Source organism: Ralstonia sp. ASV6 (genome assembly GCF_016429285.1).
GTDB lineage: Bacteria > Pseudomonadota > Gammaproteobacteria > Burkholderiales > Burkholderiaceae > Ralstonia > Ralstonia flaminis.
In genome coordinates this window covers 18,636-29,487 of the sequence record NZ_JAELUI010000067.1, presented here as the reverse complement: position 1 = coordinate 29,487, position 10,852 = coordinate 18,636, and the positions used below count along the sequence as shown (strand labels likewise).

Genomic DNA, 10,852 nt, shown 5'->3' with positions numbered 1-10,852 from the left:
GCCGTCGGGCAGCGCAAAGGCGTCGCGCAGCGGGGCGATCGGGTCGGCCGCGTCGCGTTCGAGGCAGGAGTTGCGGGTCAAAGTCATGGTGAGCGTGGGGCGTTGAATGCGTGGGGTTGTTTGGATCAGGGCAGGCGGCGTAGCACGGCACGTACCGGGCTTGCATCCAGTGTGGCGAACTTGAGCGGCAGGGCGATCAGTTCGTAGTCACCGGCGGGCACGTCGTCGAGCACCAGGCCTTCGAGGATGGCGAGGCCGTGTTTGCCGACGGCATGGTGCGCGTCCATGGTCTTGGAGGTTTGCGGGTCGAGTGAAGCGGTGTCGACGCCGACGAGCTTGACGCCGTGCGCGGCCAACAATTCGATGGTCTCGGGTGCGACGGCGGCGAAGTGGTCGTCCCAGGTGGTCTGCGGCATTTGCGCGTACGTGCGCAGCAGCACGCGCGGTGGCGTGCCGGCAAGCGCATCACGCACGTGTTCCGGCTCGACACGAGTCACGCCCACGCAGTGGATGACGCGGCACGGCCCGAGGTACGCGTCCAGCGGTACTTGCCCGATGGCGGCACCGTCTGCGTGATAGTGCAGTGGCGCATCGGCATGCGCGCCGGTGTGCGGCGACAGCGTGATGCGGCCGACGTTGACCGGGCAGTCACCTTCGAGCTTCCACGCAATTTCCTGCGAAAACGGCGTGTCGCCGGGCCACGTGGGCGTGGCGGGCGAAAGGGCGGGGCTGATGTCCCACAAAGTGCGTTCCAAGGCGGCTCCAGGGCAGAAAACTCGGTGAATCCGTGCCGAAATGATAGGGAAATCTACGCGCAATGGGTTTGCATATTCGTGCGTGTCATTTCGATGAATTCGCATAAAATTCAACGTATCAAAGAAATCACGCAAAGAACAACGACAGATGCAACTCGACACCACAGATTTGCGGATTCTCCAGGTCTTGCAGGAAGACGGCCGCATCAGCAACCAGGACCTGGCCGAGCGCGTGGCGCTATCGCCGTCGGCGTGCCTGCGGCGCGTGCGGATGCTGGAGGAGGGCGGCGCCATCACCGGTTACCGGGCGCAACTGGGCCGGGCTGCGTTGGGGCTGGAACTGGAGGCCATCGTGCAGGTGTCGATGCGGCAGGACGTGACCGGCTGGCACGAGACTTTCATGGCCGCCGTGCAGAGCTGGCCCGAGATCGTGGCCGCCTACATCATCACCGGGGATTGCAACTACATCCTGCGCGTGCAGGCGCCCAACCTGCAGCATTACTCGGAGTTCATCATCGAGCGGCTATATAAGACGCCGGGCGTGATGGACATCCGCTCGAACATCGTCCTACGCACCATCAAGGATCGCGATGGCGGTCTGGCTTTGCTGATGGAGGCCCGCGGCGTGCGACCGCTTGAGGCGGGGGCGGGCAAACGTGGCAAGGCCAGCTAATTTCTGACGGGGATCAAGCCTCTACTGCCAGCGTACGTGGATAGTGGCCCAGTGTTGTTGAGCGAAGCAGGCAGTGGTCAAGAGTTTCTGCTGCATCCCGTCCACCCCGAACGCATTGCTGGGGCTGCGAAAGGTATTGCTTCACCGACGCACTGGGTTGCGGTAACCGCTCCGGCCACACGCAGCACCCCGCCGAACTGCTCGGCAACGACTGGTATGCCTTCGGGGATTGGGGCATTGAAGCGGAAGCGCCGCGCAAGGTGAGCGCTCCCGCATGATGCGATTGGCTACTTGCCGAGTTGCGAGAGCGACGAGAACGCGCCGCGATGGAATACCAGTGGTGCACCCGCCGGGTCGGTCACGCCACAGCGCTCGACTTCACCGACAAAGATGACGTGATCGCCCTCGTCATAGCGGCTGCGGTTGTGGCACTCGAACCACGCCAGCGACTGCGCGAGGATCGGCAGACCGGTCGGGCTTAGGGCGTAGTCGATGTTGGCGAAGCGGTCGCCCTTCAACGTGGCGAAGCGCTTGCACAGGTCCAGCTGCTCCGCGGCCAGGATGTTGATCACGTAGTGTGAGCCGGCGTGGAACAAAGGGAATGAATTCGCCTGCATGCCCAGGCTCCACAGCACCAGCGGTGGGTCCAGCGATACCGAATTGAACGAGCTGGCCGTCACGCCGACAAACGCTGGCTTGCTCGGTCCGCCCTCCGAGCGCGTGGTGACAACCGTCACACCAGTGGCGAACTGGGACAGCGCATGCCGGAAATGCGCGGCATCGAAATCAGGCGGGGTGGCGCTGCCATGCGCCGACGGCTTGCGCGCGGACAGCTCCCTATCGCGCACATCCATGGGAATGGCTTCGTGATGGTCCATGCAAACTACCGAAAGTAAGGCTCAATTGTAACGGACGCCCGATAGGCCGCCGGTAGGTAGGGCTTTGCGTGACTCAAGGGTCATATGTCAGGAAGCGCGTGTGACGCCGACCAATGGCAGCGCGTACTCCCGAAGAAAGCCGTTTTGATACCAATGCGTTACATTTTTGACGCAGCGCTTCGGCGAGCCCGGTGTCAAACGGCAACGGCCGTTGCTGAGTACGCACGGGCGCTTCTCAATGGATTTCGAATCGTTGCACTGATGATTGCTAAGACAAGTAAGTTCGTCACCCTGATGGCCGGCATGCTGGCCGCGAGTTTCAATGCGCAGGCATTCAACGCGCAATGGTTGCTGCAGGCGGCCAAGTCTGAGGAGGTCAATCTGAATGCCAGAATTGGTATCGCCGTGATCGACAAGGAGTCTGGCTACACCTGGAACTACCGAGGCGACGAGGCCTTCCCGATCAACAGCACGCACAAGGCCTATCTCTGTGCCGCCCTGCTTGAAAAGGTCGACCAAAAGAAGCTTGCGCTCAGTGATATCACCGCCATTTCCAAGAGCGATCGGGTGACGTACTCCCCCGTTACGGAGAAACTGCAGTCGGCCACCAATGCCCAGCTGTGTGAAGCTGCCGTGAGCTACAGCGACAACACGGCGGCCAACAAGGTACTCGAGAACATTGGTGGTACAGCGGGTTTCAATGCGTTCATGCGATCCATCGGCGACCATGCAACCCGCCTGGATCGGAAGGAGCCCGAGCTCAATGAAGGCACCCCAGGCGACCGTCGGGACACCACGACGCCGATCGCCGCTTCCAACAGCTTGAATCAGATTTTCTTTAGCGATGGGCTGTCTCGAAACGCGAAGGCCGAGCTGAAGCATTGGATGGTCAACGACAAGGTTGCCAATGACCTGTTGAGGAAATCGCTGCCTTCCACGTGGGGCATCGCCGACAAGACTGGAGCAGGGGGATACGGCTCTCGCTCCATCGTCGCGGTTGTTTACCCCGCGGGGAAGAAACCGTTGCTAGTCTCCATCTACATCACCAACACGAAAGCCACCCTTGGCGAAAGCAATGCGGCCATCGCGCGAATGGGCGCTGTTCTGTTCAAGAGCATGCAGTAGGTCAAACAGGCCAACCCTTGTGGCAGGTCTTTCTGCCCAAAAATTGGAAGCGTGTAAGGAGAGAAACCATGGAAAACCAACAAGACCGTCAGCTTGAAACCGCCGTTCTGGGCGGAGGCTGCTTCTGGTGCCTGGAAGCTGTGTTCCAGCAGGTGCAGGGCGTGCGCAGCGTGGTGTCCGGATACGAAGGCGGCCATGTCGATCACCCCAGCTATCGCGCCGTCTGCAACGGCAACACTGGCCATGCCGAAGTGGTGAAGGTGGATTTCGACCCGGCGGTGATCCCCTACCGCGAGATCCTCGACATCTTCTTCGCCATCCATGACCCGACCACGGTGGATCGGCAAGGCAACGATGTCGGCCCGCAGTACCGCTCGGCCATCTTTGCGCAATCACCCGAGCAGTTGGCGACAGCGCGCAGGGCGATTGACGAGATCGGTGCCAGCGACATCTTCGAAGCGCCCATCGTGACGGAACTGGTGGACGCCAGCGACGGTAAGGTGACCTTCTGGCGTGCGGAAGACGAGCACCAGAACTACTTCCGCGACCACCCGGCACAAGGCTATTGCGCGTTTGTCATCTCGCCCAAGGTGACGAAGTTCCGCAAGCAGTTCGCGCACCGCTTGCAGGGCTAAGAGGGTGGACCGGGGCTACGCTGCGTCTGCCGGCAGGCGCGCGGCGATGGCCTCGGCCAGCTTGATGCACGACAGCGGAGACGACCCTTCGGCCTTGTTGCTGACCAGGATCGTCACCTTGCGACCCGCCGCCAGCGCGGCCACCGCCATGTCGGCCAGCGTCTCGCGCGAGAATGGGTCTTCATCGACGAGCTTGTCGAACGGCTTGTACGCCGCCTCGGCTTGCGCGTAACGGTAGCGGCTGTTCAGGTTCCAGCGCACCACGAGCGGGCCGCCCGCACCTTCATCCAGCAGTGCAACGGCCGCGGCTTGCCGGTCGGCCGCTGGCATCCGTTCGTGCAGGCCAACGCAGTAGCGCACGCCAGCAGCGCGCAGCATCTTGATGAAGCGTGGTGTGAGGAGCGTGGCGTCGCGCAGTTCCACCGCATAGACGGCATCGGGATTGAGTTGCGGATCGAGCGGCGGCAGCGCGGCCAGGAACGCTTCGAGCCGCTCTACAAAGCCGGCTGCATCTTCAGCCAGCGCGCCCAGCGGCGAGAGCTGGAACACCAACGGCCCGCACCGCACGCCGAGCCCACGCGTGGCCGGATCGACAAAATCGCGGATCGCGAACTCGGCGTTCAGGAAGGCTGGGTTGGCCATGCGTCCACGGCCGTCCAGCTCGCGAATCCATGCATCGCATACGGCGGCGGGCGCCTTCACCGCAAAGCGGAAATCTTCCGGCACGCTGGCTGCGTAGGCCACGTAATCTGCCAATGGAATCGGCGCATAGAAACCACGATCGATGCTGACCGTGCGCAGCAGAGGGTGTTGGGCATAGGCCGCGAGCCCCTTGCGCGCGAGCATCGAATCCGAATACTCACCCGCATACACCAGCCCATCCCACCCCGGATACGACCACGACGACGTGCCGATGCGCAGCCCGCGTGGCAGGCGCTGCGCGAGCGCTGTTACCTCGGGTGAAACCGTGGCCGGCTGCACGCCCTGGCGGGTGGGGGAACGCTTGGGCTTGGTTGCAGGCGTGTCGGATTTGGCGGCCGCGTTGTCGCTGGGTGCGGGCGGTGCGCCGAACAGATCGTCGATAGGCGGGGTGGTGGTCAAATGGTCACGCGTAGATAAAGCGGCGCGACCACGGGATCGATGTCGCCGACTGGCCGGCCTTCTGCAGGACGGTCTGGAAGATCGAGATCTCGTCGGCGTCAAAGGCGTGCGCGCAGCCAGCCAGATAGACGCGCCAGATGCGGTACTTCTTCTCGCCGACCATTGCGCGGATGGTGTCGCCGTTGGTCTCGAAACGCTCAGCCCAGTGCTCGAGCGTGCGCGCATAGTGGCGGCGCAGGCTTTCGACGTCAAGCGCCTCCAGGCCGCCATCCTGCGCGGCACTCAGCGCCAGCGAGATATGCGGCAGCTCGCCCTGCGGGAAGACATAGCGGTCAATGAAATCGCCACCGCCCATCGAGGCTTCGCCGCCGTCTGGGTCGGTGGAGGTGATGCCGTGGTTCATGGCGACACCGCCATCGGCCAGCAGGTCATGCATGCGGCGGAAATACCCTGGCAGGTTCTTGCGCCCCACGTGTTCGAACATGCCGACGCTGGTGATGCGGTCGAATTGGCCGGTGAGGTCGCGGTAATCCTGGATGCGGATTTCGATCTGGTCCTGCAAACCAGCGGCGCGCACGCGTTCGGTGGCGAGGTCGTACTGGTTCTGCGACAGCGTCACGCCCAGACAGCGCGCGCCATATTTCTGCGCCGCGCGCAGTACCAGTGCCCCCCAGCCGCAGCCGATATCGAGCAGTGTCTGCCCGGGCTGCAAGCGGATCTTGGTGAGGATGTGGTCGATCTTCTTGAGCTGCGCCTCGTCGAGTGTTTCGTTGCCGTTTTCGAAGTAGGCGCACGAGTAGACCATGTTCTGGTCCAGCCACAGCTTGTAGAAATCGTTGGAGACGTCGTAGTGATACTGGATCGATTCCTTATCGCCTTCCTTCGTGTGGGCGAAGTGGCGCACCACGCGGGCCAGCGCATTGCCGCTCTTGGCGGCTGCCGCGGAAGCCAACCCGTAGCTCACGCTGATGATGTCGGCCAGCTTGCCGTCCAGGTCGATCTTCTCCTGAACGTAAGCCTCGCCGAGGTTGTTGAGCGTGGGAGAGAGCAGCAGCGGCAGGGCACTGGCCTCGCGCACGGTCAGTGTCACACGCGGCTGGTCGAAGCGGCCAAGCTCGTATTGATCACCGTTCCATAAGCGCAGGCGCACCGGGAGGTTGGCAGACTCGCGGATCTCCTTGATCCACTGCTCGAGCTTGCGGTCAATCGCCTGTTGGAAAAACATGTCGACGCCTCCCAGATGTGCACAGATTCGGGGCGGCCATCGGATTGCCGCCCGAACGGATCACAACGCATCACATTAGCTTACGACAAACTTTTCCATGCTGCTGTGCGGGTCTTGCGGGCGGCGCGCGACTCCTTCCGCGTAGCAGCAAGCGCCGTGCCGGGATGACGCAGCGCGCAATAAATCATTGCGCGCAGGGCTACATTCAGGCCACACCCGGTCAGGGGGCGAGGCGGGCGATCTTCCAGGTGCCGTCGGCTTGCTTGCGGTATTCCAGCCGGTCATGCAGGCGCGACGGGCGGCCTTGCCAGAACTCCACGCAGGCAGGTAGCAGGCGATAGCCGCCCCAGTGCGGCGGGCGCGGCGGGGCATCGCCGAAGCGCTGGCTGTATTCGGCCTCGCGTGCCTCCAGCGTGGCGCGGTCGGGCACTTCGCTGCTCTGCTCCGAAGCCCAGGCACCCAGGCGCGAGCCCAGCGGGCGCGAGTGGTAGTAGGCGTCGCTCTCGGCTTCTGACACCTTTTCGACGATGCCCTGGATACGCACCTGGCGCTCCAGCCCGATCCAGTGGAACAGCAGTGCCGCGCGCGGGTTGGCGGCCAGTTCCTCACCCTTGTGGCTGGCGTAGTTGGTGAAGAAGGTGAAGCCGCGCTCGTCCAGGTTCTTGAGCAGGACGATGCGGGCCGACGGCTGGCCGTGCACGTCGACCGTGGCAAGCGACATGGCGTTGACCTCGGCCACCTCGGCCTTGAGCGCTTCGTCAAACCAGCGGTGAAACTGGCGCAGGGGGTTGGCGTCGACATCGGCAATGTCGAGCGAGGCGCGGGCGTATTCGGTGCGGATATCGGCGATGGAAGTCATGGTGCAGGGAGAAGCGGCATGCGAACGGGCCGAGTATAGACAAACACGGCCGAGCGCCGTTTGCGCATACGCAAGGATGCCTGGCACGGTTCGCGCTTGCACCGGGATTCTGGCGATCTGCGGAACGCCGCCTATATTGGCAATTCGGGCCGCGCGGCAGCACGCTCGCCTGATCCCCCGGCAAAAGTTGCAAGAGGATGTCGAAATGCCCCCCGATTCTCCTTCTCCTGAATCCCCCATACCTGCTGATGCGCCGCTCGGGTTGACGCGCCGCCAGTGGCTACAGGGCACGCTGGCCGTTGCGGCTGCCGGGCTGGTCGGCTCGCAGGTGCTGCGCGCGGTGGCGCAGGCCCCGGGCGAACCGCTCGATGCGTTCATGGCGTTGTCACAGGCGTTGACGGCCAGGCCGACGCTGGACCGTGCAGTCGGTACGCGGTTGCTGGCGGCACTGGGCAAGCCGGGCAGCGACTTTGTCGCGCAGTTGCGGCCGCTGGCGCAATCGCTGGCGGCCGGCGCGCTGTCCGAAGATCAGCAGAAGACCGCGCTGCGCATTCTAGAGGCGTGGTATCTGGGTGTGGTCGACGGCAACGTTGTCACGTACGAGCAGGCGCTGATGTACAGCGTGGTGTCCGACACGCTGGTCATCCGCACGTATTGCCCCAACCAGCCCGGCTTCTGGGCCGAGCCCCCTGTCGAGAGGCAAGCCTGATGGCCGATACCCAACAAGCCGCGCAAGAGGCGGACATCGTGGTAGTGGGCTCCGGCGTGGCCGGTGCACTGGTGGCGTATGAGTTGGCCCGCGCGGGCAAGTCAGTGCTGATGCTCGAAGCCGGCCCGCGTCTGCCGCGCTGGGAGATCGTCGAGCGCTTCCGCAATCAGGCCGACAAGATGGATTTCATGGCGCCGTATCCGTCCACGCCGTGGGCGCCGCATCCGGAGTACGGCCCGCCCAACAACTACCTGATCCTCAAGGGCGAGCACAAATTCAACTCGCAGTACATCCGCGCCGTGGGTGGCACGACGTGGCACTGGGCGGCATCCACCTGGCGCTTTCTGCCGAACGATTTCAAGCTGCACAGCGTGTACGGCATCGCGCGTGACTGGCCCTTGCAGTACAGCGATCTGGAACGCTACTACGGCCGCGCAGAAGAAGCGCTTGGCGTGTGGGGGCCGAACGATGAGGAGCTTGGCTCGCCGCGCAGCCAGCCGTATCCGATGACGCCGCTGCCGCTGTCCTTCAACGAACGCACGATCAAGGAAGCGCTCAACGGGTATGACCCGGATTTCCACGTGGTGACCGAACCGGTGGCGCGCAACAGTCGCCCCTACGACGGACGCCCCACCTGCTGCGGCAACAACAACTGCATGCCGATCTGCCCGATCGGCGCGATGTACAACGGCATCTTCCATGTGGAGAAAGCCGAGCAGGCCGGTGCACGGTTGATCGAGAACGCTGTGGTCTTCAGGCTGGAAGTCGGCGCCAACAAGCGCATTGTGGCCGCGCGCTACAAGGATGCAAAAGGCGCAGAGCACCGCGTGGAGGGCAAGTGGTTCGTGCTGGCGGCCAACGGCATTGAGACGCCCAAGCTGATGCTGATGTCCACCAGCCAGGACTATCCCAAGGGCGTGGGCAACAGTTCCGACATGGTCGGCCGCAACCTGATGGACCACCCTGGCACCGGCGTGAGCTTCTACGCCGACCGCAAGCTGTGGCCGGGGCGCGGCCCGCAGGAGATGACCTCGCTGATCGGCTTTCGCGACGGACCGTTCCGTGCCACGCAGGCGGGCAAGAAGCTGCACCTGTCGAACATCTCGCGCATTGAGCAGGAGACACAGCGCATCTTCAAGGAAGGCAAGCTCATCAAGCCTGCCGAACTGGATGCGCGCATCCGTGACCAGGCTGCACGCTTCGTGGAGTTCGACAGCTTTCACGAGATCCTGCCGCTGCCTGAGAACCGCATCGTGCCGAGTACGACCGAGGTGGACGCTATCGGCATTCCGCGCCCCGAGATCACCTACCGCATCGACGACTACGTCAAACGCAGCGCCGTGCACACGCGCGAAGTGTATGCCACGGCCGCCAAGGTGCTGGGCGGCACCGACGTGCAGTTCAGCGATGACTTCGCGCCCAACAACCACATCACCGGCGCGACCATCATGGGGGCGGACCCGAAGGACTCCGTGGTCGACAAGGATTGCCGCACGTTCGACCACCCGAACCTGTTCATCAGCAGCAGTTCCACCATGCCGACCGTGGGTACCGTCAACGTGACGCTGACCATCGCAGCGCTGGCGTTGCGCATTGCTGATCAACTGAAGAAGGAGGCGTGAGATGAGAGCCGTCGCCTCTTTCCTGATGCTGGCGGGCATGACCGCCACGGTGCACGCCGCCGATACAGCAGCCGATGCCGCACAAATCAAGCGGGGCGAATACCTCGCCATTGCCGCGGACTGCGCGGCCTGCCACACGGCGCCAGGCGTCAAGCCTTTTGCAGGCGGCTTGCCGATGCCGATTCCAATGCTGGGCACGATCTACACCAGCAACATCACGCCCGATGCAAAAACCGGCATCGGCAAATGGAGCTATGAAGATTTCGAGCGCGCCGTGCGCAAGGGTGTGGATGACGACGGCGACAACCTGTACCCGGCCATGCCGTATCCCTCGTACGCGAAGATCAACGATGCGGATATGCGCGATCTCTACGCGTACTTCCGCTACGGTGTGACTGCCGTACAGAACGATCCGCCACCCAGCACGATCCGTTGGCCGCTGAATATGCGATGGCCGCTCAAGCTGTGGAACCTGGTCTTCCTCAAGAGCGAGCCGTACATCCCCAGGGGCGACAAGACGCCCACGTGGAATCGCGGTGCCTACCTGATGCAGGGCCTCGCGCATTGCGGCACGTGCCACACGCCGCGCGGCTTCGCCATGCAGGAGAAGGCAATGGATGAGCGTGGCAAGGGCTATCTGTCAGGCTCGACGCTCGCGGGCTGGACAGCGTTCAACATCACGTCTGACCCAATCAGCGGCATTGGCGCATGGAAACCCGAACAGGTCGTGCAGTACCTGCGCACCGGCAGCGTGCCAGGCGTGGCGCAAGCAGCGGGGCCGATGGGCGAGGCGGTGCAGCACAGCTTCTCGCGCATGACTGAACGCGACATCCTGGCAATGGCGGAGTACCTGCACACCGTTCCCGCCGTCAGCAATAACCTGGAGCGCGCACGGCAGGACTGGGGCAAGCCCGCCGTCGACGTGACCGCGTTGCGCGGCAAGCCGATCGAAACCACCATCGACGCTGCGCGCCTGTATCTCGGCAACTGCGCCACCTGCCATCAGGCCGATGGACGTGGCACCCCCGACGGCTACTACCCGCCGTTGCTGCACAACTCCACGGTCGGCGCGCGGGACACGGGCAATCTGGTGCAGGTGATCCTGCATGGCATCGAGCGCAAAGCCGGGGATCGGCACATCGGTATGCCGGCATTCGGGCGCGAATTGTCGGACGCGCAACTCGCCGCGCTCACGAACTATGTGACACGGCAGTTTGGCGATCCGGCCACGCCGCAGATGACGGCAGAGGAGATTGCGAAGCGGCGCTGA

11 protein-coding genes and 1 pseudogene are annotated in these 10,852 nt (G+C 63.5%); 7 read left to right on the top strand and 5 right to left on the bottom strand.

Annotated elements, in window-relative coordinates; genetic code table 11:
• Nucleotides 1-125: 125 nt before the first annotated feature.
• Nucleotides 126-755 carry an arylformamidase gene (kynB, locus tag JHD73_RS14825; protein ID WP_199031035.1) on the bottom strand — a complete coding sequence of 210 codons (630 nt, stop codon included), beginning with the start codon at nucleotides 753-755 and terminating at the stop codon, nucleotides 126-128.
• A gap of 148 nt (nucleotides 756-903) precedes the next feature.
• Here kynB and JHD73_RS14820 point away from each other — a divergent pair, with 148 nt between their 5' ends.
• Nucleotides 904-1,428, top strand: a complete 525-nt coding sequence (locus JHD73_RS14820; RefSeq protein ID WP_199031034.1) for an Lrp/AsnC family transcriptional regulator — start codon at nucleotides 904-906, stop codon at nucleotides 1,426-1,428.
• 57 nt (nucleotides 1,429-1,485) lie between these two features.
• Nucleotides 1,486-1,706 (top strand): annotated as a pseudogene (locus JHD73_RS14815) (DUF3079 domain-containing protein).
• A gap of 9 nt (nucleotides 1,707-1,715) precedes the next feature.
• On the opposite strand, the gene JHD73_RS14810 reads toward JHD73_RS14815, so the two are convergent.
• Entirely contained in the window at nucleotides 1,716-2,282 is a 567-nt protein-coding gene (locus tag JHD73_RS14810) for a flavin reductase family protein (protein ID WP_199031036.1), read from the bottom strand.
• A 285-nt stretch (nucleotides 2,283-2,567) separates the two neighbouring features.
• On the opposite strand from JHD73_RS14810, the gene bla reads away from it, so the two are divergent.
• Nucleotides 2,568-3,431 (top strand): class A beta-lactamase, encoded by an 864-nt coding sequence (bla, locus tag JHD73_RS14805; protein ID WP_199031033.1) that lies wholly within the window; start codon nucleotides 2,568-2,570, stop codon nucleotides 3,429-3,431.
• A 68-nt stretch (nucleotides 3,432-3,499) separates the two neighbouring features.
• Nucleotides 3,500-4,066 carry a peptide-methionine (S)-S-oxide reductase MsrA gene (gene msrA, locus JHD73_RS14800; protein ID WP_199031032.1) on the top strand — a complete coding sequence of 189 codons (567 nt, stop codon included), beginning with the start codon at nucleotides 3,500-3,502 and terminating at the stop codon, nucleotides 4,064-4,066.
• Between the two features lie 15 nt (nucleotides 4,067-4,081).
• On the opposite strand, the gene JHD73_RS14795 is transcribed toward msrA, so the two are convergent.
• The 3 genes from JHD73_RS14795 to pdxH form a co-directional block, all read right to left on the bottom strand.
• Entirely contained in the window at nucleotides 4,082-5,167 is a 1,086-nt protein-coding gene (locus tag JHD73_RS14795) for a DUF72 domain-containing protein (RefSeq protein WP_199031031.1), read from the bottom strand.
• Between the two features lie 4 nt (nucleotides 5,168-5,171).
• Nucleotides 5,172-6,392: a cyclopropane-fatty-acyl-phospholipid synthase family protein gene (locus tag JHD73_RS14790; RefSeq protein ID WP_199031030.1), complete on the bottom strand. Its 1,221-nt coding sequence runs from the start codon at nucleotides 6,390-6,392 to the stop codon at nucleotides 5,172-5,174.
• Nucleotides 6,393-6,612: 220 nt separating this feature from the next.
• On the bottom strand, nucleotides 6,613-7,251 hold the full coding sequence (gene pdxH, locus JHD73_RS14785; RefSeq protein WP_199031029.1) for a pyridoxamine 5'-phosphate oxidase: 639 nt from the start codon (nucleotides 7,249-7,251) through the stop codon (nucleotides 6,613-6,615).
• 205 nt (nucleotides 7,252-7,456) lie between these two features.
• On the opposite strand from pdxH, the gene JHD73_RS14780 reads away from it, so the two are divergent.
• From JHD73_RS14780 to JHD73_RS14770, 3 genes are read left to right on the top strand one after another with little or no spacing between them, the layout of a single operon-like run.
• A complete protein-coding gene (locus tag JHD73_RS14780; protein WP_199031028.1) occupies nucleotides 7,457-7,960 on the top strand; it encodes a sugar dehydrogenase complex small subunit in 504 nt (167 codons plus the stop codon).
• Nucleotides 7,960-9,582: a GMC family oxidoreductase gene (locus JHD73_RS14775; RefSeq protein WP_199031027.1), complete on the top strand. Its 1,623-nt coding sequence runs from the start codon at nucleotides 7,960-7,962 to the stop codon at nucleotides 9,580-9,582. The genes JHD73_RS14780 and JHD73_RS14775 overlap by 1 nt, the downstream gene beginning before the upstream one ends.
• A gap of 1 nt (nucleotide 9,583) precedes the next feature.
• The gene (locus JHD73_RS14770; RefSeq protein ID WP_199031026.1) at nucleotides 9,584-10,852 is read left to right on the top strand and encodes a cytochrome c; all 1,269 of its coding nucleotides are present in this window, start codon (nucleotides 9,584-9,586) and stop codon (nucleotides 10,850-10,852) included.